General features: G+C 37.1%; 23 protein-coding genes. 7 read left to right on the top strand and 16 right to left on the bottom strand.

Annotated elements, in window-relative coordinates; translation table 11 throughout:
- Positions 1-115: 115 nt before the first annotated feature.
- Both ACFX4W_RS07685 and metG read right to left on the bottom strand, forming a co-directional pair.
- Positions 116-886, bottom strand: coding sequence for a TatD family hydrolase (locus ACFX4W_RS07685; protein ID WP_013081336.1), 771 nt, complete (start codon positions 884-886; stop codon positions 116-118).
- 90 nt (positions 887-976) lie between these two features.
- Complete coding sequence (metG, locus tag ACFX4W_RS07680) at positions 977-2,959, bottom strand: methionine--tRNA ligase (RefSeq protein WP_025601514.1); 1,983 nt, start codon at positions 2,957-2,959, stop codon at positions 977-979.
- Between the two features lie 566 nt (positions 2,960-3,525).
- Between metG and ACFX4W_RS07675 the strand changes: the two genes are divergently transcribed.
- Entirely contained in the window at positions 3,526-3,816 is a 291-nt protein-coding gene (locus tag ACFX4W_RS07675; protein ID WP_170836841.1) for a transition state genes transcriptional regulator AbrB, read from the top strand.
- A gap of 32 nt (positions 3,817-3,848) precedes the next feature.
- Here ACFX4W_RS07675 and rsmI read toward each other — a convergent pair whose 3' ends face one another.
- The 10 genes from rsmI to ACFX4W_RS07625 all read right to left on the bottom strand — a co-directional run bounded on the left by rsmI (position 3,849) and on the right by ACFX4W_RS07625 (position 10,832).
- Entirely contained in the window at positions 3,849-4,721 is an 873-nt protein-coding gene (gene rsmI / locus ACFX4W_RS07670; protein WP_043979034.1) for a 16S rRNA (cytidine(1402)-2'-O)-methyltransferase, read from the bottom strand.
- Positions 4,699-4,986, bottom strand: coding sequence for a GIY-YIG nuclease family protein (locus ACFX4W_RS07665; protein ID WP_043979037.1), 288 nt, complete (start codon positions 4,984-4,986; stop codon positions 4,699-4,701). The genes rsmI and ACFX4W_RS07665 overlap by 23 nt, the downstream gene beginning before the upstream one ends.
- A complete protein-coding gene (locus ACFX4W_RS07660; protein WP_097825382.1) occupies positions 4,973-5,719 on the bottom strand; it encodes a tRNA1(Val) (adenine(37)-N6)-methyltransferase in 747 nt (248 codons plus the stop codon). Before ACFX4W_RS07660 ends, ACFX4W_RS07665 begins: the two co-directional genes overlap by 14 nt.
- Before the next feature lie 78 nt (positions 5,720-5,797).
- Positions 5,798-6,163: a DNA replication initiation control protein YabA gene (gene yabA / locus ACFX4W_RS07655; protein ID WP_013054848.1), complete on the bottom strand. Its 366-nt coding sequence runs from the start codon at positions 6,161-6,163 to the stop codon at positions 5,798-5,800.
- 14 nt (positions 6,164-6,177) lie between these two features.
- Positions 6,178-7,005: a PSP1 domain-containing protein gene (locus tag ACFX4W_RS07650; protein WP_013054847.1), complete on the bottom strand. Its 828-nt coding sequence runs from the start codon at positions 7,003-7,005 to the stop codon at positions 6,178-6,180.
- 4 nt (positions 7,006-7,009) lie between these two features.
- Positions 7,010-8,002: a DNA polymerase III subunit delta' gene (gene holB / locus ACFX4W_RS07645; RefSeq protein WP_025753146.1), complete on the bottom strand. Its 993-nt coding sequence runs from the start codon at positions 8,000-8,002 to the stop codon at positions 7,010-7,012.
- A 33-nt stretch (positions 8,003-8,035) separates the two neighbouring features.
- A complete protein-coding gene (locus ACFX4W_RS07640) occupies positions 8,036-8,365 on the bottom strand; it encodes a cyclic-di-AMP receptor (protein ID WP_043979044.1) in 330 nt (109 codons plus the stop codon).
- A gap of 63 nt (positions 8,366-8,428) precedes the next feature.
- Complete coding sequence (tmk, locus tag ACFX4W_RS07635) at positions 8,429-9,055, bottom strand: dTMP kinase (protein ID WP_043979046.1); 627 nt, start codon at positions 9,053-9,055, stop codon at positions 8,429-8,431.
- 16 nt (positions 9,056-9,071) lie between these two features.
- The gene (locus ACFX4W_RS07630) at positions 9,072-10,496 is read right to left on the bottom strand and encodes an aminotransferase class I/II-fold pyridoxal phosphate-dependent enzyme (protein WP_043979049.1); all 1,425 of its coding nucleotides are present in this window, start codon (positions 10,494-10,496) and stop codon (positions 9,072-9,074) included.
- A gap of 153 nt (positions 10,497-10,649) precedes the next feature.
- A complete protein-coding gene (locus tag ACFX4W_RS07625) occupies positions 10,650-10,832 on the bottom strand; it encodes a sigma factor G inhibitor Gin (RefSeq protein ID WP_013081329.1) in 183 nt (60 codons plus the stop codon).
- A 511-nt stretch (positions 10,833-11,343) separates the two neighbouring features.
- Here ACFX4W_RS07625 and ACFX4W_RS07620 point away from each other — a divergent pair.
- From ACFX4W_RS07620 to ACFX4W_RS07595, 6 genes are all read left to right on the top strand, one after another.
- Positions 11,344-12,072 (top strand): amino acid ABC transporter ATP-binding protein, encoded by a 729-nt coding sequence (locus tag ACFX4W_RS07620; RefSeq protein ID WP_043975780.1) that lies wholly within the window; start codon positions 11,344-11,346, stop codon positions 12,070-12,072.
- Between the two features lie 21 nt (positions 12,073-12,093).
- Positions 12,094-12,909, top strand: coding sequence for a transporter substrate-binding domain-containing protein (locus ACFX4W_RS07615; RefSeq protein WP_013055073.1), 816 nt, complete (start codon positions 12,094-12,096; stop codon positions 12,907-12,909).
- A gap of 74 nt (positions 12,910-12,983) precedes the next feature.
- Positions 12,984-13,622, top strand: coding sequence for an amino acid ABC transporter permease (locus tag ACFX4W_RS07610; protein ID WP_280558981.1), 639 nt, complete (start codon positions 12,984-12,986; stop codon positions 13,620-13,622).
- Between the two features lie 14 nt (positions 13,623-13,636).
- Positions 13,637-14,287 carry an amino acid ABC transporter permease gene (locus ACFX4W_RS07605; RefSeq protein WP_013081471.1) on the top strand — a complete coding sequence of 217 codons (651 nt, stop codon included), beginning with the start codon at positions 13,637-13,639 and terminating at the stop codon, positions 14,285-14,287.
- A gap of 223 nt (positions 14,288-14,510) precedes the next feature.
- On the top strand, positions 14,511-15,866 hold the full coding sequence (locus tag ACFX4W_RS07600; protein ID WP_043975776.1) for an amino acid permease: 1,356 nt from the start codon (positions 14,511-14,513) through the stop codon (positions 15,864-15,866).
- Positions 15,867-15,994: 128 nt separating this feature from the next.
- On the top strand, positions 15,995-17,272 hold the full coding sequence (locus ACFX4W_RS07595; RefSeq protein ID WP_280558982.1) for a DUF445 domain-containing protein: 1,278 nt from the start codon (positions 15,995-15,997) through the stop codon (positions 17,270-17,272).
- A gap of 38 nt (positions 17,273-17,310) precedes the next feature.
- Here ACFX4W_RS07595 and ACFX4W_RS07590 read toward each other — a convergent pair whose 3' ends face one another.
- From ACFX4W_RS07590 to ACFX4W_RS07575, 4 genes are all read right to left on the bottom strand, one after another.
- On the bottom strand, positions 17,311-17,850 hold the full coding sequence (locus ACFX4W_RS07590) for a PepSY domain-containing protein (protein ID WP_043975773.1): 540 nt from the start codon (positions 17,848-17,850) through the stop codon (positions 17,311-17,313).
- Positions 17,851-17,983: 133 nt separating this feature from the next.
- Positions 17,984-18,559 (bottom strand): PepSY domain-containing protein, encoded by a 576-nt coding sequence (locus tag ACFX4W_RS07585; RefSeq protein WP_121946235.1) that lies wholly within the window; start codon positions 18,557-18,559, stop codon positions 17,984-17,986.
- Between the two features lie 72 nt (positions 18,560-18,631).
- Positions 18,632-19,978, bottom strand: a complete 1,347-nt coding sequence (locus tag ACFX4W_RS07580; protein WP_043975768.1) for a HAMP domain-containing sensor histidine kinase — start codon at positions 19,976-19,978, stop codon at positions 18,632-18,634.
- A 3-nt stretch (positions 19,979-19,981) separates the two neighbouring features.
- Positions 19,982-20,713, bottom strand: coding sequence for a response regulator transcription factor (locus tag ACFX4W_RS07575; protein ID WP_272767659.1), 732 nt, complete (start codon positions 20,711-20,713; stop codon positions 19,982-19,984).
- Positions 20,714-20,724: the final 11 nt, after the last annotated feature.

The following is a 20,724-nucleotide window of genomic DNA, read 5'->3' as shown; positions in this document are numbered from 1 at the left end:
AACTAAATTAAAAAACATCTACCTGTTATTTTAACTGAAAAAGGCAGAGGATAACATTCTCCTCTGCGCCTATCTTTACTTTAACACGAAAATGATTGTTATATGAGAAAAAGTTTTAATCATTAATTCCAAATAGCTTTTTAGCGTTAGCTGTTGTAATATCAGCTAATTCTTCATACGTTATCCCTTTTAACTCTGCAATTTGCTCTGCTACGTATGAAACATAACCAGGTTCATTGCGCTTGCCGCGGAATGGATGAGGAGTCAGATAAGGACAGTCTGTTTCAATTAATAGTTTATCTAAAGGAAGCTCTGTAGCAACTTCTTTTGGTTTTTTCGCATTTTTAAAAGTAACAGGTCCACCGAAAGAAATATACATATTCATATCCATACACTGCTTCGCTACTTCAATACTGCCCGTGAAGCAATGCATAATCCCGCCAACTTCTTCTACGTGCTCTTCTTTTAAAATGGTTACCACGTCTTCGGTTGCATCACGATTATGGATAATGATAGGTAAATTCACTTTGCGAGCTAAGCGAATTTGACGGCGAAATACGTCCTTTTGAACCTCTTTAGGTGATTTATCCCAATGGTAGTCTAATCCCATTTCTCCTAAAGCAACAACTTTCGGATGCTGAGCTAACTTTTCAATCCAAGCTAAGTGCTCATCCGTCATATCAACTGCATCTACTGGATGCCATCCTACACTAGCATAGATAAAGTCATATGTTTCAGCTATTTGAATAGCCTTTTTAATGGTAGGTTCATCGAATCCAACAACTACCATGTTTTGAACACCTTTTTCTAACGCACGATTAATTACTTCTTGCAAATCATCTTCATACTGTTCTGCGTTTAAATGAACATGTGTATCAAATAACATCTAATCGATCCTTTCCATGAATAAAAGGGGGTCCTCGCATGTTACACGTGAAACACCCCTTTTACCTATACTTATTTTATCTTCGTGTACTTATTTTATCTTCGTGCCGTTTGCTAAGTTTTGATCTACGCTTGCTAGTGAAAGACCATTCTCATCTTCCCCCGCTAAAATCATTCCTTGTGATAGTTCACCGCGCAGTTTCACAGGTTTTAAGTTGGTTACACAAATTACTTTTCGACCTACTAATTCTTCAGGCTTATAAAACTTGGCAATACCTGAGACAACCTGGCGTTTTTCATAGCCAAGATCAAGCTGCAGCTTTAATAGTTTATCTGCTTTTTTAACTGGTTCTACTTGCGTAACTTGCGCTACACGAAGCTCTACTTTCATGAAATCATCAATCATAATCTCTTCAGAAGGCTCTTCCTTCACAACAGGTTTTTCTTCCTTTGGAGCACTCCCTTGCATCTGCTCTTTAATAAACGCTACCTCTTCTTCTCGATCTAGACGAGGGAACATTGGCTCACCTTTTTCTACTTTTGTGCCTTCTTTAAGCATATTAAAACGCGTTGTGCTTTCCCACGTTTTTAACACATCTTCTTTTACACCAATCTGAGCAAAAATCTTCTCAGGTGTACGCGTTAAGAATGGCTGCAGCAATACCGCAATGTGACGAATTGATTCAGCTAGATGTGTCATAACAGAAGCAAGTTCTGCACGCTTATTCTCATCTTTTGCTAACGCCCAAGGCTGCGTTTCATCAATGTATTTATTCGTGCGGCTTACATATTGCCAGATAGAAGCAAGAGCCACTGAAAACTCCATATCTTCCATCGCTTCTTCATATTTGTTCACTGTATCTTTTTGAGCTTGGACGATAAGTGCATCAAACTCTGTTACATTACCTTCATAAGTTGGAATAACACCATCAAAATACTTATTAATCATCGCCACTGTACGATTAACTAGGTTGCCAAGATCATTTGCTAAGTCAAAGTTAATACGTTCAACAAACGCTTCTGGTGTAAATACGCCGTCTGAACCGAATGGAACTTCACGAAGTAAGTAGTAACGAAGGGCATCCAGTCCATAGCGGTCAATCAATGTCACTGGGTCTACTACATTCCCTTTTGACTTCGACATCTTTCCATCTTTCATTAATAACCAGCCGTGAGCAAATACTTTCTTAGGAAGTGGCAAATCAAGGGCCATCAACATGATTGGCCAATAAATAGTATGGAAACGTACGATTTCTTTTCCTACTAAATGTACGTTAGCCGGCCAATATTTTCGATAGTTTTCATCGTTCTCTGTATCATACCCAAGAGAGGTGATATAGTTAGAGAGCGCATCAATCCATACGTAAATAACGTGTTTTGGGTTACCTGGAACTTTTACCCCCCAATCAAACGTCGTACGCGAAACAGCTAAGTCTTCAAGGCCAGGCTTAATAAAATTATTGATCATTTCGTTTTTACGGGACTCTGGTTGAATAAATGAAGGGTTTTCTTCATAAAAAGCTAGTAAACGATCTACGTATTTCCCCATTTTAAAGAAATAGGACTCTTCTCGAACGAGCTCTACAGGGTGTCCGCTATCCGGGCTTTTTCCGCCTACAACTTTTCCATTTTCAACGATTGGATCTACTAGTTGATGCTCTGTATAGTACGTCTCATCGGGAACTGAATACCAACCTTCATACTCATCAAGATAAATATCACCTTGTTCTAAAAGACGCGCGAAAATCTTTTCCACGATTTCTTTATGTCTTGGTTCTGTTGTACGGATAAAATCATCATACGAAATATCCATCTTATCCCACAGCTCTTTGATTCCAGATACAATATCATCTACGTATTGCTGAGGTGTCACGTTTTTCTCTTCTGCTTTTCGCTGAATTTTTTGACCATGTTCATCTGTACCTGTTAAATAACGTACGTCAAACCCTCTCAAACGTTTATAACGAGCCATTGCATCTCCCGCTACCGTCGTGTATGCATGCCCTATATGTAATTTACCACTCGGATAATAAATCGGCGTAGTAATATAAAATGTATTATTTCCATCTGCCATGTTCATAACCTCCAACATTCCATTTCAACATTTTGATTTATATGTATGTAATCATATAAACCCTGTCTTCTTATTCTACTATCTATCATACTATTTTACATGATAATTTCAAAACATTCTCTTCCTATATACGCGGGAATATGACGGATTCACTTCATTTTTAAATAATCGTTATTTTCCCAAAAAATAATCCTGTTAATTGTATCAGCTTCGCCCTATTTTTATATAAAATATACCCTCATTCAAAAAGTCACTTTGATGAAAACGACAAATAGGTCTAATTTTGTCGTTTTATGTCGAATTATATTTACCCTATCTTCAAAATAGTTAATATCAAGCTATTTAGACGATTAATCTTTTTTCCAATGAAACCCCTTGTCATTCCTTGACTGACGGTCACAATTAGCTTGTAAACAAGTCGAGAAAAAAATTTTTTACCAGCTACATTTTTTTACATATAAAATGATTGACTAGTTTTGGAAACGCTGGTATTATGAAAGTACGTTGAAATTGTCGAATAATGACGAAAGTAATAACATAGAAAAATGATTACTGAGAGGAGAACGATTAATATGAAATCTACAGGTATTGTTCGTAAAGTTGATGAATTAGGACGCGTAGTAATTCCAATTGAATTACGACGTACATTAGGAATTGCAGAGAAAGATGCTCTAGAAATCTATGTAGATGAAGAGCGCATCATCTTAAAAAAATACAAACCAAACATGACTTGCCAAGTAACAGGTGAAGTATCTGATGATAACATTCAACTTGCTAGCGGCAAATTAATTCTAAGCCGTGAAGGTGCAGAACAAATCATGAAAGAACTTCAAGATTCTTTACAAGCTTCTAAATAAAACGAAAAGCTGTCTATGATAGACAGCTTTTTTTAATGTACGTGATATTCACTATAAATGTCTCGCTTTGACACATCTCGGTCTTTTGCCACTTGCTTAATAGCTTCTTTGTTTGAAAGTCCTTCTTCTACATAGTGATCAACATGCTCAATAATGGTGAGCTGTTCCCACCATAGATTACTTTCATCTGGCGCTTCTTCATTTGTCCCTTCAAGAATTAAGCAAAATTCGCCTCTAATATCTGTAGCATTTGTCCATTCCATTGCTTCTAATACACTTCCTCTTAAAAATTCTTCATAACGTTTTGTTAACTCTCTACATAACACAATAGATCGGTTCCCTAAAATTTCTTCTATACTCTTTAGCGTTTCTTTTAATCGATGAGGAGCTTCATAAAATATCATGCTTTCCTTAATATACTGAAGCTCTTGAAGCTGTTCTTTACGCTGTTTTTTATTTCTGTTTAAAAATCCATAAAAGTAAAACTGCCCCGTAGGTAGTCCCGAAGCAATTAAAGCTGTTAATGCTGCGTTAGGCCCCGGCAGCGGAACAACCGTATATCCTTCTTTAACGGCAGCTACCACTAACTCATAACCAGGATCTGAAATACAAGGCATGCCCGCGTCGCTTACTAAAGCAATATTTTTTTCACTGTCTAAGTCGCTTAACAGCTGTTCACTTTTTGTATGTTTATTATGTTCATGATAACTTGTAATAGGTGTATCGATCTCAAAGTGGTTACATAGTTTTTTCGTTTGTCTCGTATCTTCTGCGGCAATATAATCAACTTCTTTTAAAATTCGAATCGCACGAAATGTCATATCCTCTAAGTTTCCAATAGGAGTGGGAACTAAATATAAAACGCCTCGTTCATTCGATACATCATAACTTTTTTGTGATTTCATTCTGCTTTTCTTGCTCCCTTCGAATGTAAGCCTGTTTTTTCACTCTGCTTAACTGTTTGAACCAATATTCTTTTTGCATAGCTTCTGTTTTAGAAGTAAACACCTCATGCCAAATTAATGAAACAGGCCTTCTTGCTCTCGTATATTTTGCCCCTTTTCCTTCATTATGGACAGAAATACGTTTTTGCAAATTATTCGTGTAACCAGCGTAATACGTACAGTCCTTGCATTCAACTACGTAAAAATAATGATTATTTTGTTCCATATAAAATCCTTTTTAATTCGTCCGTGTATTCATCATTATCTTGGTAGACCACCAGCGGAGGAAGAATCTTTAAATCTGGACTTCCATCCTTCGTACCTTCAATTAAAAGTGTATTTGCTTCTTTCCCATCTTTAGGATAGACAAACTGAAGTCTCTTTGGCTCTAAACGGTACTGCCTCATTAACGTAACGATATCTAACAGTCTTCCTGGACGGTGAACTAATGCCACTTTTCCGCCTTGCTTCACTAGTTGACTGCTGGCTCTAATCACATCTTCCAACGAACAATGAATTTCGTGGCGAGCGATTGCAAAGTGTTCGTTTTCATTTATCTCTTCTTTATTGGATGTGGTGAAATAAGGAGGATTACATGTTACAACATCATATTTTCCATAACCCAGTTCTTGAGGCGCATTTTTTAAATCACCATGTATCATTTTAATCTGCCCATCGAGCTGATTATACACAATACTTCTTTGCGCCATACTATGTAGCCGCTCTTGAATTTCTACACCAATAATTTTTCCCTTTGTTCGTTTAGATAAAAACAGGGGGATTACACCGTTCCCTGAACATAAATCAACCAAGTTACCTTTACGAATTGGGACATAAGCAAAGTGAGATAAAAGCACAGCATCCAATGAAAAGGAAAAGACAGACGGACTTTGAATAATGCGCATCTCCTCATCGGCTAATAGATAATCTAAACGTTCATCTCCATATAACTCAACCATAGTCGTTCTTCTCCTTGTACATCTATTATTTACATCTTTTACTCATAAAAAGAACCTCTCCAAAAGGGAGAGGTGGTGTTACTTTTTATTTAAAAATGACAAGCAAAACAAACAGTCTCCATCTTTACGCACACTTCCATAATGAATGTTACAAATATGAAAACCCTCTTGGTAAAGGCGAGCCAAATTGTCATATCCTTCTCCGATATCAATTTGTTTTTGCTCTTTTGTTTGAGCGCTTGCTTTTGAATGTCTATTTTTCAGCTTCGTTTCGAAGTTTGTCTGGTCAAGGCGACGGCGCAAATGATCATTTTCTATTTGCAGGTGATGATTTTCTTCAATTAGCTCAGCAAGATGCTCTTTCAACTCACCTAACTGCTTATATAAATGACCAATTTGTTCCTCCATGTTTGTCACCGAATCAAAAATCTCTTTTTTATCCACCTTTGCCCACCTCGTTAATCTGTGGCTTGAAACGAAACAGCACCTTCATTATTGATCTCATCCAGAGTATACTCTAAAATTTGTTCGTGATCTGACAGTTCCACTTGAATAATTCTTTCCAAAATATTCAAACCCACTACACGTCCTGAACCATCTGAAGTTTTAATTGTTGAGCCTATATCAGGAAGCTGTTCTTTTGCCGTTTCATACTCATCATTTTCATATTTTAAACAACACATCAAACGTCCGCATAAACCAGAAATTTTCGTTGGATTAAGCGATAGGTTTTGGTCTTTGGCCATCTTAATAGAAACCGGCTCAAAATCACCTAAAAACGTTGAGCAACATAGCATACGGCCACAAGGACCTATCCCGCCCAACAGTTTTGCCTCATCTCGTACACCGATTTGACGAAGCTCAATTCGCGTACGGAAAATAGCAGCTAAATCTTTAACTAACTCTCTAAAATCAATACGGCCGTCTGCTGTAAAATAAAAAATGACTTTATTACGATCAAACGTATATTCTACATCTACTAACTTCATATCTAAATCGTGTGATTGAATTTTTTGCACGCATACGTCATACGCTTCTCTAGCAGCTTGTTTATTTTCATCCACAATCAGCCTGTCTTTTTGTTCGGCAATGCGGATTACTTTTTTCAAAGGAAGTACGACATCGTGTTCACTTACTTGCTTTTTATTAATAACCACTCTGCCAAATTCAACACCACGAACTGTTTCTACAATGACAAACTCACCATCTGGAATTGTAAGTTCTCCAGGGTCAAAATAATATATTTTTCCCGCTTTTTTAAAGCGAACGCCTACTACATCATACAAGCTTTTATCCCTCCTGCAAATCCAACACCAGCTGTTCCATTAATAACTGTAGATTCATATTTGAATTTAATTTATTTTTGGCCTTCAAGATAACCTCTAAGCGATAAATCGCTTTTTCCTGCGTTGTCTGAAGAGCTTGCTGTTTTAATTCTTCTATTTTATGACGATAGACGATTTTAGACTCTTGTCCAACTTGCAGCGTCAACAAATCACGATAAAGAAGCATCAATAAAGTTAAACCAATATGTGCTTGTTCTTTTTCTTTAAAATGTGTTACCCACTTTTCATGAATAAAAAGAAGAGCTTGTTGAGGTCTCGTTGTTAACACTTCATATAATTGTATCACTAACTTTATTGCAAGTCCAAACCATTCATCTTTACTTAATTCAATTGCTTCATCAATGCTGTTTGTTAAATTAGACAAGATGGACGCATCTACTGCGGAAAGGCCATTTTCTACTAGTTTTTCAGCTAACTGTTCTGGTGTAAGAGATCGAAATGATATTACTTGGCAACGTGAGATAATCGTATCTAATAAGCGCTGTATATTTTCTGTTAATAAAACTGCATAAGTTCCGTTGCCAGGCTCTTCTAAAAATTTCAGTAAACTATTTGCTGCGCTTACTGTCATTTTATCAACATGATTCACAATATATAACTTTTTATTAGATTCAACACCGGTTTTTGTGAATTCTGATTGCAAAAATTGAATTTGCTCTTTTTTAATCGATAAACCAGCTGGCTCAATCAAGTGAATATCTGGATGATTACCTGAATCAATTCGCCGGCAGTTACTGCACTCATGGCATGGCCTATGATTAACTGGATTTTGGCAAAACAGCGCTTTAGCAAACAAAAAACTAATTTGTTTTTTACCTGTTCCTTTGCTTCCTTCAAATAAATAAGCATGAGCAACTCGCTCTTTAAGTAAGCTGTTTTGCAAAATCTTTAATACGTTCGGCTGAAGAGCTTCAAGCTGTTCCCATGTATTTCCCATTCAATCATCACTTTCTATTTAAAATCTTCTCTCTTAAAATTGATGAAATTGATCTACTGGTAGTACGAATACTGTAGCTCCGCCCACTTCAACTTCAACAGGATACGGAATGTATGAATCTGCATTACCGCCCATCGGTGCCACAGGAGAAATCATCTGTCTGCGGTTTTCACATTGGCCCTTAATAATATCAAGTACTTCATCTACTTTATGATCATCTGTACCAATCATAATTGTTGTATTCCCTGATTTTAAAAATCCGCCCGTACTTGATAATTTGGTTGAACGAAACCCTCTTTCTACAAGTGCATTTAAAAGCTTTGAGCTATCTGAATCTTGAATAACGGTCATTACTAATTTCATGAATAACACCTCATTTTACTTTTTTGTTAAGAATAGTATAGCAAGAATAACAATCATCTGTATTTATTTTAAAATCAATTTTATTTGTTTATAAGCTTCTTCACAGACTTTTTCAACGGATTGATTTGCATCAATTCGTCGAATACGCTCTGGAAATTCACTCAAAAGAGATAAATATCCATCTCGTACTTTATAATGAAAGTCTAAGGATTCTAAATCTAATCGATTAATCTCATCTTTTCGACCTTTATTAATTCTTTCTAATCCTACCTCAGGCTCAATATCAAAATATAAAGTGGCCTGTGGCATCGTTTGCTCAATAGCAAATTGATTGATAGCAAAAATATCTTCTACGCCTATGCCCCGCGCATTTCCTTGATAAGCAAGTGAGCTATCAATAAAACGGTCACATAATACTATATTCCCTTTATTTAGCTCAGGAATCACTTTTTCTACAAGATGTTGTCTTCTAGCCGCAGCATAAAGAAGTGCTTCGGTTCTGGCATCCATTTCCGTATTAGATGGATTTAAGATGATTTCACGAATTTGTTCAGCAATTCGTATGCCTCCAGGTTCTCTTGTTAATACAATGGTATAACCCTCTTGTATTAATTTTTGTTGAACCATATGGATGATCGTCGTCTTACCAGCACCTTCTGGCCCTTCGAATGTAATAAACGTTCCTGACATGTATAAATTCCTTTCTCTATTTAAATACTTCTATCTTTCCTTCTTCCATACAAGATCCGCCCTGAATATGACCATTTAACCTTTGAATATGCAAAATATAGTCAATATGATTGCTTGTAATCGTTTCTCCCTCCATTAAAATGGGGATTCCAGGAGGATATGGAATAACAGATTGTGCGCTTACACACCCAATCGCCTCTTCAAACGAACACATATGCTTTGATCTTAGTTTTCTTTCTTCCATAGGCAGGAGAACCGTTGCTCTTGAAAAACGAAATGGTTTGATTATTGGTTTTTCATATGACTTACGCTGTATATTCTCTACTGCTTGTCTAACCCGCTTAATTGTATCATTAAAATCCCAACTGCTGCTCAAAGGTAGAACAAACAATACATAGTTAACGTCAGCTAGTTCTGTATAAATATCTTGCTTTTCCAGTTCCTTTTGCAAATGATATCCTGTTGCAGCCGAACAAGTCAACGTCATTTTCAAAAGGTCGGTAGCAGTTTGATCTGTTTCCACATCAATAGTTGAAAGTGTATCAATCTCATTAATCTTTTCAACAAACGAATGAATATTATCAGTCATTCTATCAATATCATGCTGAGTAAACTGCTGCAGATAATACCGTGCTAAATCAAGAGAAGCCATAATAGGGTATGAGGGACTGCTTGACTGCAGTACTTGTAGGTAATGCCGAACGCTTTGCTTATTTATCAACGTCCCCTGAATATGTAAATAAGAACCCATAGTCATAGCAGGCAGCGTTTTATGTGCTGACTGAACAACAAGATCCGCTCCATACGTAACAGCTGACGACGGAAAAGGATTACCTAAAATAAAGTGGGCTCCATGAGCTTCATCAATAATTATAGGAATATTGTAGCCATGAATAAAGTCAATGATCTCCTTTAGATCTCGCGCCACCCCATAGTAAGTAGGATTTGTTAATACAAATGCTTTTATATCCTCAGAACCCTCTACAGCTGCTTTAATTGTTTTAATGGATACACCTGTACTAAGATGTGTTTTTGAATCTATTTCAGGAGCTAAAAAAATAGGTGATGCCTTTGATAAAGCAATAGCATTAAAAATAGATTTATGAGAATCTCTTTGAACAGCAATTTTATCTCCTTCTTGACAAAGGGATAAAATCGCGGCGAGATTGCCTACAGTAGAACCATTAACTAAAAAAAAGCTTTCATCTACTCCATACAACTTTGCCGTTAAATCTTGTGCTTCTTTAATAACAGATTCTGCTTCATGTAAATCATCTAATCCGCTAATTTCTGTTAGATCGTATTGCAAAAAGTCTGCGTAAGAAGACTGAATATATGAAGGTAGAATTTGACCATTTTTATGGCCGGGCACGTGATAAGAGAGTGACCTCTTTTCGCTGTGCCTTACTAAACGGTTATATAAAGGTAAATATGTATCCATACATCCATTCCTTACTTTTTGTAAATATAACATTGCTAACTTGATAAAAGAATATGTAAGTATTTTTTCTATCAAAATTGATTTTTCTTTCATTATAACAAACTTAGTTGATTTTTTTGAGCCATATAAAGAAGCCCTTATAAAAAAGGGCTTTTAGTAAGAAAACGCTCCTGATATTCTCTTTAATTGATTTACTAACAATTGATAACGAAAATGAGATGAATCCACCTCTACAATCTCTACCTCGCAGTGTTGGCATATAAAGCTGGAAAACACCTCAATACCCTTTGTATGCTGTTCATGACAAACGGAACATGTTTTAATTTGTTTTTCCATTACTCTCCACCTCCACTAAATAAGTATCGACAAGATGTAACTTCTTTATGCACTTCATTTACCCCATTTTATGTAGATAGCTTATACTCTGTGAATAATANATAGAAGCTTGTAGTTTCTTTTTTTATTAATTTACCGGTAAGGTAATTATATATATTAATATAGTAAAAATATAGACAGATAATTAGAAAGATGGGTGGTTAGAGAGAACTGCCCCATAAAAATGAAAGACAATTCGTATAAAGATATGCGTTAACTAATATAATCTACTGATTAAGCTTATACAAGTACCTTCAGCCTAGCGAACGTATGCTTACATATCGGCAAATGCCAACAAAGCCTTTTATTTTTCTAGCATATTTTATTTGAAGATAGTTCATTTTGATTACAAAAAAGAGATAATTTGTCAACTGTTGACTTTGCTTTAAGGGTAAGAATATAATTTTTAACATATTTTAAATATTTTAAAAATTTAAATATTTATTGTTGTTCGCAGATTAGGAGGGGGAAAATGATTGTTTTTGACGGAGTGAATAAATATTACGGTGATTTTCACGTATTAAAAGATATCAATTTAACAATTGAAAAAGGTGAGGTTGTCGTCGTAATTGGACCTTCGGGTTCAGGTAAAAGCACGATGCTGCGATGCATAAATTATTTAGAAACAATATCTAACGGACAGTTAACGGTAAATAATATATTGGTCGCAGATAAAAAAACAAATATTAATAAACTGCGCCGCAATATAGGTATGGTGTTTCAGCATTTTTATTTATATCCGCATAAAACAGTTTTAGAAAATATCACTTTAGCACCTATGAAAGTATTGGGACAGTCGTCAGAAGAAGCTAAGAAGACAGCCCTATACTATTTAAATAAAGTCGGAATCGGTGAAAAAGCTAACGCCTACCCGTCCCAGCTGTCAGGCGGCCAGCAGCAGCGTGTAGCTATTGCGAGGGGACTTGCGATGAAACCAGAAATTATGCTTTTTGATGAGCCTACCTCTGCTCTTGATCCAGAAATGATTGGAGAAGTGCTGGATGTCATGAAAACATTGGCTAAAGAAGGAATGACCATGGTAGTTGTAACTCATGAAATGGGGTTTGCGAAAGAAGTAGCGGACCGCATTGTATTTATGGATCAAGGAAAAATCTTAGAAGAGGCAACTCCGGCTGAGTTTTACGAAAACCCGCAAGAAGAAAGGGCACGTTTATTTCTTAGCCGTATTTTAAATCATTAATTGTTTAATAGGGGGAGTAATATGAAGAAATCAAAAACGTTTTTAAAGGCAGCTGTGCTTTCATTAGCAGCGGCTATGATGTTAGCAGCTTGTGGAGGGAAAAGTGAAGAAACGAGTGGATCATCAGCTAAAAAAGATGCGCTCACTGAAATCAAAGACCGAGGAAAAATCGTTATTGGAGTTAAAAATGATACGCGTTTGTTTGGCTTAAAGAATCCAAAGACGGGTGAAGTAGAAGGTTTTGATGTTGATATCTCTAAGCAGCTGGCTAAAGAGATTTTAGGCGATGAAAACAAGGTGGAATTTAAAGAAGTTACGTCCAAAACAAGGGTTCCTCTTCTTCAAAAAGGAGATATTGACGCTGTTGTTGCGACAATGACTATTACAGACGAACGTAAAAAAGAAGTAGATTTTACGGATGTATATTTCCAAGCCGGACAGTCTCTTCTTGTGAAAAAAGGCAGTAAAATTAAAAGCGTTGATGATTTGAAGAAAGGTACTAAAGTGTTGGCTGTTAAAGGATCAACTTCAGCTATTAATATTCGTGAAAAAGCACCAGAGACAACGGTATTAGAGTTTGAAAACTATGCAGAAGCATTTACAGCTTTAAAATCTAAGCAAGGAGATGCTTTAACAACTGATGATGCGATTCTTTATGGAATGGCTGATGAAGATCCTTCTTATGAATTGGTAGGAAAGCCGTTCACAGAAGAGCCTTATGGCATTGCTGTGAAAAAAGGAAACAAAGAGCTGGTAGATGCATTAAACGATGCGCTTAAAAAGATAAAAGACTCTGGAAAATATGATGAAATTCACGACAAGTGGATCAAACAATAAGCGTACAGTTTTCTTTTCTCAGGATGAGCAGCATTATGCTCATCCTGCTTGTTTAGTTGAAAGGAGGAAGAAAATTGTTGGATTTTTCAATTCTGACGAACAATATGGATCTTTATTTAGAAGGTTTTAAGTACACCATTATCGCCAGTCTGATTGCTTTAGTGGCCAGTTTTGTACTTGGTACAATCATTGCGGTAATGCGAATAGCCCCTCTCAAAATAGTAAATGTAATTGGTACGGTCTATGTAGAGTTCATTCGAAATATTCCCCTTGTGGTTATCGTCTTTTTTATTTTTATTGTGGCGGGAATCAGCGGTACAGCGGCCGGAGTGCTGGGACTAACTATTTATGCGGCAGCTTTTATAGCCGAAGCCATACGAGCGGGAATTATGGCAGTTCCAAAAGGGCAGCTTGAAGCGGCACGTTCATCTGGCCTTACGTACGGTCAGGCGATGCGGTTCATTGTATTGCCTCAAGCCATTAAAATCGTCATTCCTCCTCTTGGGAATCAATTCATTAATTTAGTCAAAAACTCATCGGTGTTAGGGATTGTTGCTGGTTTTGATTTAATGTATCAGGCAGATCTTGTTTCTTCTCAAACTTACGTAGTGTTTGATGTGTATATTTTTGTGGCTCTGTTCTATTTAGTTCTAACGATTCCGTTAAGCTTAGGAGTTGGTTATCTTGAGAAACGTCTTGGTAAAACAAGCTGAAAGGAGTGAAAGTGATGGATTTTATGGGTGCTTATTCTCCTGATCACCTTTCCTTCTTAATGGAAGGATTTTGGGTCACTTTAAAAGTAGCATTCATTTCGATTGTATTAAGTTTTCTTATTGGAAGTATAGTAGGTATTTTAAGGTATGCCCGTATTCCAGTTCTGTCTCATGTACTTGCTTTTATCGTAGAAATTATCCGGAATTTGCCGCTGCTTTTAATCATCTTTTTTACATACTTTGCTTTACCTGAAATCGGAATTGATATGGAAATTACGTCAGCAGCGATTGTGGCCCTTACTGTATTTGAATCTGCTATGATTTCAGAGATTATCCGAAGCGGATTAAAATCAATTGAAAAAGGACAAATCGAAGCGGCGCGATCATCAGGTTTAAACTATTATCAAACGCTTCGTTTCGTTGTGCTGCCCCAAGCTTTGCGGAGAATGGTGCCTCCTTTAGTTAGTCAATTTATTTCCTTATTAAAAGATACGTCGCTTGCAGTAGTGATCGCACTTCCTGATTTGCTGCATAACGCTCAAATCATTTACGGACAGAAACAAAGCTACGTAGTCCCAATGTTTTTGATCATCGCGATGATGTATTTTATTGTAAACTATGCTTTATCTATCATTGCAAGAAGACTAGAAGTCAAAAGGGTGTAGATACTCTTTTGACTTTATTTTTGGAAAATAAATAACATTGACAATGTATTGATTCAACGCATAAAATGACTAAAGTAACAGTGGTAAAATCAGATCATTTTCATTCATCATAGAGAAGAAAAACAGTGTTGGTTCACCCCCTACTGAATATCCGGTAGGGGTTTTTGCGCAAGAAGTGATTTGGTTAAACTAACACGTAAAATGAACAGAAGGGACGGGCATCATGGAAAAACAAGATCAAAATTTAAAAAAAGGTCTGTTGCCTCGTCATGTGCAGCTCATTGCGCTTGCCGGTATGATTGGGACAGGCATTTTTAAAGGCAGTGCTGATACGCTAGGTATTGCAGGACCAAGTGTTGTACTGGCGTATTTATTTGGCGGTCTTATCTTATTTATTGTAATGACAGCATTGGCGGAGATGGCAATTGTCTATCCGAATATGAACGTACAAAATTTAGTGCATAAGGCATTCGGTACGCAAACCTCTTTTATTGTAGGGTGGCTGTACTGGGTGAACTGGATTGTCGTGACAGTTGTTGAACTGCTTGCGGGAGGAAGCTTTTTGAAGTTTTGGTTCCCTTCTGTACCTCTTTGGCTCTTAAGCTTTCTCTGTGCAGTGCTAATTGTAGGGATGAATTTATTTCAAGTGAAGTATTACGGAGAAATTGAGTTTTGGTTTGCCGGTATTAAAGTAATTGCTCTTACTGCTTTTATCATTTTGGGAGCTTTCATTTTATTCGGTGTGATTCCAAGTGATGTGCAAAACCCCTGGGCAAATTATACGGCTCATGGAGGCTTTTTTCCTCACGGCATGAGCGGTGTGCTGAGTGCCTTTTTAATTGTGATGTTCTCTTACGGCGGAGCTGAATTAATTGGTGTGGCCGTAACGGAAACAAAAGATGTGAAAAACGTGTTACCGAAAGTGATCAAAGGCACAGTATGGCGAGTGATTGGCTTTTACATCTTGCCTATTTTAATTATTTGCGGCCTTATGCCCTGGAATTCTGTATCAGGACAAGACAGTCCATTTGTCCAAGTGTTTAGTATCACCGGACTGCCGGGTGCGGCTCATATTATGAACTTCGTTTTATTAACGGCCGTTTTATCAGCAGCGAATTCAGGGATGTATGCAACTTCGCGTACGCTCTATGCTATGGCTCAAAGCGGAGAAGCATCAAAGCGCTTCTTAAAAGTTTCAAAAAACGGTATTCCGATTAATGGTTTAATGATTACGGCTGTTTGTATTTTAATGGGTGTGTTTTTAGCTTATAAAACACCGGATAATGTAATTAGTTATTTAATGACCATTCCGGGCTTCACGATTATTCTTATTTGGGTAAGCATTTGTTTAGCTCAATTAAAGCTGCGTAAAGGGTATAAAGAAAAGCCGTTTTTCGCATTAAAGTGTTTTCCTTATACAACGCTTTTTGCAACAGCAGCACTGCTTGTTATTTTTGTATCGTTTATGTTTAATAAAAACAATGTGATTGGATCAAGCGTATGTGCGGTTATCTTGGTCGTACTCCTCATTTTTTCATTTATTAATAAAAGTCGAAAAGAAAAAAAGTTTGAAGTATAGCAAAAAGGCAATATACTAGAAAGACGAGGGTAAAAGCTTGTCTTTCTTTTTTTTGTGGAAGTTTCTGTATCACGTTACATATTTCTAGATGAAATGTTTAGTTAAATAAATAAAGGATGAGGACTATAATGGAATCAAATAATGTATTTACAACAAACCCAAAGAAGAAATCAAAGCACTTAGCCGTGATTTCTTTGGCGATTATGGGAGTGGGCTTCGTTGCCACAATGCCTTTTGGTGATTCAATTTGGGGTCGGTTGCTTCAAGGTGGGTTCGAAGCTGGGTTAGTCGGCGGATTAGCGGATTGGTTTGCCGTTACAGCTCTTTTTCGTCACCCTTTAGGCATTCCTATTCCACACACTGCGCTGCTTCCTAAAAACAGACAGCGTATTACAAGAGGGCTAGTCTCAACGCTTGAAAACGACTGGCTGTCAAAAGAAAGTATTCAAGAAAAAGTAAAAAGAATTGCATTTACAAAGCGTTTGCTTCCGATTGTTCGAAAAGGTGTTCATTCGGAAACAATTCAACAAAAAGGAACAGCACTGCTTGTTGATGCGATTAATCGTGTGGATACAGAGAAAGTCGTTCCTATTATTGAAAAAGAGCTCAAATCATCGCTTTTAGCAATAGAGTTAAAGCCTATTGTGCATTCGATTGTTGGAGAAGTGGTAAAAAATCAGTATGATGAAAAAGCGCTTGATGTTCTTTTAAATAAAGGAGAGAGCTGGATTAAAAAAGAAGAAACGCAGTATCAGCTCGGAAGTATTGCTAAAAATGCGCTTGATAATATTGAGCTTGATGGGATTTTACAATTTGCTCTCAAATCATTTCAAAGCATGATTAATGAAGAGAAGCTAGGGTCTATTTTGCAAAATTTATTGCTTTCTATTACAGGACGTCTTCGTAACGAAGATGATGAATACCGCCTTGCTTTGGTCAATGGAATTAGAAAAGAGCTGCAAGGCTTGGAGCAGAATGAAGAACTTCTTGAAAAATTAGAAGCATGGAAACAAAAAACGATTCATGAATTAAATGTAACGAACAAATTAACAGAAATCGTCGATAAAATGAAAGCGAAAGTGACAGCATTCATTGAAAGCCCTGAATTTATGAAAAGCTACGCCGTTCCTTACGTAGAGAGCTGGCTGAATGCTCTTGAAGAGGATGCACAGCGTCAAGAAGCAATTGATACGGCTATTCAAAAGCAAATCATGAGCTTTGTAGAAGAGAATCATTCGAAAATTGGACAGCTTGTTCAAGAAAACTTAGATAAATTAGATGATGAAACACTTGTGGATATGATGGAAAACAATGTCGGAAAAGATTTGCAGTGGATTCGAGTGAACGGAGCTCTATGTGGATTCTTGATTGGTATTGTATTAACGTTTATTAAATTAGCGGTATAAAAAAAGAAGCACGCTCCTTTTGGAGTGTGCTTTTTCTATTAATCATCTAGTTCTACACTGATCACGCCGCCGTTTTTGGCATCTACTGAAACAGTTGCTTCACGTTTATCGGCTGTGTCAATTTCAATTTCATATACTAAACGGTTGTTTTCTTGATCTAGATCCGTTTCATTGACCGTTCCTTTAGCACTCTTTAAAGCTGTTTTTATCGCTTGATCTAATGAAATAGCAGGGGAAACGTTTTGAAGTTTCTCTTCTTTCTCATCTTCATCGTCTTTTTGCTCTTCATCAAATTCAATGATTTTACCGCTGCTGCTGTCAATGTCTACATCGTATTCTTTATTACCTTTTGTGATGTCTATTTCATATTGTTTAACGCCGTCATCTATGGCTAATTGGATATTTGTAATGTCGCCGCCATCTGTTTTTTGAAGGGCAATGTCTTTTGCCTTTGCTTCTTCAATCGTTGTGGTTTGCTTCTTATCATTGCTTTTGGACTGGTCTGTCATTGCATATGCGCTTGCACCTAATCCACCGACTAGTACTGCACTGGCTAAAACGGTTGTAATAACTTTCATATGTTATGGCCTCCTCGATTTGTTGTTAAGACTATCTTAGCCAATGAACTTTAAAGGAAAAGAAGAAGAAGTTTAAAATTTTCTTAGAAATAAATAAAAATGGATAAAAAAAGCACAGCTTTCCGCTGTACTCTTAATCATCGTCATTTTCATAGGTGATGGAATCTACATGTCCGGAGTAAGCATTGATCATCACTTTAGCTTCTCTTGTTTTAGACTGATCAATTTCGACTTCGTAGAAGGTTTGGTCTTCTTCCTCTTCTATTTCAACTGAGGAAAACGTTCCTTTTACTTTTTGTAAAGCAATGTCTCTTGCTTGTTCCATTGAAATGAGAGGCTCGTCGGATGTAGGAGAAACTGGTGGCTGCTCGCTCTTTTTTTGCTCTTCTTCTGTATCATTTTTAGTTTGAGTAGACGTTTGTTTCTCTACTTTTTGTTTGATTAATGACTGGACTTCTCCATTTTCTCCATTTACTGTGATGTGGTATGGAATATCATCTTTAAGCAAAGTGATTCGATAAATCGGTTCATCATTTTTTTGAGAAAAGCTTGCATTTTCAATAGTGCCGCCATATTTTTGCTGAATCATACTGCTGACGTCAGATTCGGATAAAATTGTATCAGGCCGATTCACTGCTTTTGCTATTCCGTAAAAGCAAGCTGAACCAACAGCAAGAAAAATAAGTATAAAAAGCACCGTTTTCTTCATACATTCACCTCCAGTATCTTAAAAAGTAGTATAGCAGGCAATTCTTAAAAATCTCTAAGAAAAGGCGAGAAATCAAAGAGGAAAGCAAACCGTCACTGATGTCCCTTTTCCTTCTTGGCTACTAATCTCAATACGCCCGCTATGAGCTTCTACAATCTTTCGAGCAATGGATAATCCAAGTCCAGAACCACCGGTTTCTCGATTTCTTGCTTTATCTACGCGAAAAAAGCGTTCATACACGTTTGATAAGTCTTCTTTTGGAATACCAATTCCTTGATCTGTGACCGTAATCATAAAGCTTTCGCTTCTTGTTATGGTTACCTCTACCGCTTTTTCACTATATTTAATGGCATTATCTAAGAGGATGTACAGCAGCTGCTTTAAGCGTTTTTCATCCGCTGTTACGACGGGATGATCCGTTTTTATATTTAAATAAATGGTTCGTTCAAAAGCTTGTTCTAGATGCTTGATTGTTTGGTTACAGACGGCCGCCGCATCTACGTGTTCCATGTGAATCTCCCACTGAGACTCATCTTTCGCAAGCACCAGCATTTGAGACGTAAGCTGTTTCATGCGTAAAGACTCAGAGTGAATGGCTTCGATGGCTTCTTCTAAAATATCTGGACGCTTCATTCCCCATCGTTTTAGCATATTGGCATAGCTTTCTACAACGGTCAGGGGTGTTTTTAATTCATGAGAAGCATCGGATACGAACTGCTCTTGCTTTTTATAGTTTTCCTCTAATAAATCCATCATATTATTGAAGGTGTTGGCCATTTGATCTAACTCATCTTTAGAAGGAGCAGAGAGGTCAATTTTTTTGAATGTGCGAGACACTTGAATTTCTTCCATAGTATGAATAAGAGATTTGATAGGCCGCAAAATAATTTTACTTAAAAGCCGTCCAGCAAATATAGTTGGAATTAATATAACAAGAGAGGCAATGAGCAAGATAAATTTTAATGTCTGCAGAGATTGTTCCACATCTGCCAGTTGTTCCGTGACTTCCAAAGAAACAACTTCACCGTTCGTCCAAATGACAGGGGTGTGTGAAATCGCGTATAGATGGCCGTCATCTTCTTTGATGCTTGTTTGTTCATTTGAATAATAGGAATAAGGTAAGTCCTGAAGCTCTTTCGTTTGATCCGTAACGGATACAACTAAAGGACTGCCGGATTTGGGTAAAATACGAATCATTCCGTTAGGAGGCAAATAGGCACGAAGCAAGTTGGCTTGTTTAACCGTCGCACTCGTTTGCTTTAGCCCATTTGTTACATTGCTTGTTTCTGCTTGCAAACGTTCAATTGCATTGTCTTCCATGGTCTTCTTGAAAATGAAGTAAATCGAACTGTTTGCAATCACTAGCAGAATAAAAAGCAGCGCAGTTGATGTAAGAATAATCTTTGTTTGTAGTTTCATAAGCTACTCCTTAAGCATATAGCCAACGCCGCGCACTGTTTGAATGTAAGGAGTTGAAAATGAAGCATCAATCTTTTTACGTAAATAACGAATGTATACGTATACAATATTTGTGTCTCCGTAATAATCAAATCCCCAAACGTTTGTAAGAAGCTGTTCAAAGCTCAGCACTTGATTTTTGTTTTGAAGCATATAGACAAGCAAATCATATTCTTTAGGAGTCAGCTCAATAGCTTCATTTTCACGCGTAACTTCTCGCGTTTTTTCGTTGACGACTAAATTGCCTAGTTGAAGAGTGGCCGTTTCTTGTTCAGCAGGCGATGTTGATGCAGGATGGCGAAGCCATACGCGAATGCGTGCAAAAAGCTCTTCAATTTGAAAAGGCTTTGTAATATAGTCGTTTGCTCCTAAATCTAGTCCGCTTACCTTATCAGGAAGGGCGTCTCGAGCTGTTAATAAGATAACGGGCGTTTGATCATCATTTGCTCGAATGCGACGAAGTACTTCGAGTCCGCTCAGTTCAGGAAGCATCACATCTAAAAGCAGCAAATCCCAATCGTGTTCTTGAAACTCTGCCAATCCTTCTGTTCCCGTGTAAGCCATGCCCGTTTCGTACCCTTCATGTTCAAGCTCGAGCTGAATTAAACGAGCAATTTTGCGCTCATCTTCTACAATTAAAATTCTGCCTTTACTCAACAAAAATTCCCCCTTGTGTCTATGTATAGTTGCGTACATTATAGCACGGA

The sequence above is a fragment of the Priestia sp. YIM B13489 genome, assembly GCF_042787645.1.
GTDB classification, from domain to species: Bacteria; Bacillota; Bacilli; order Bacillales; family Bacillaceae_H; genus Priestia; species Priestia megaterium.
The sequence above is the reverse complement of the archived record's forward strand: the minus strand, read 5'-3'. Positions and strand labels throughout refer to the sequence as shown.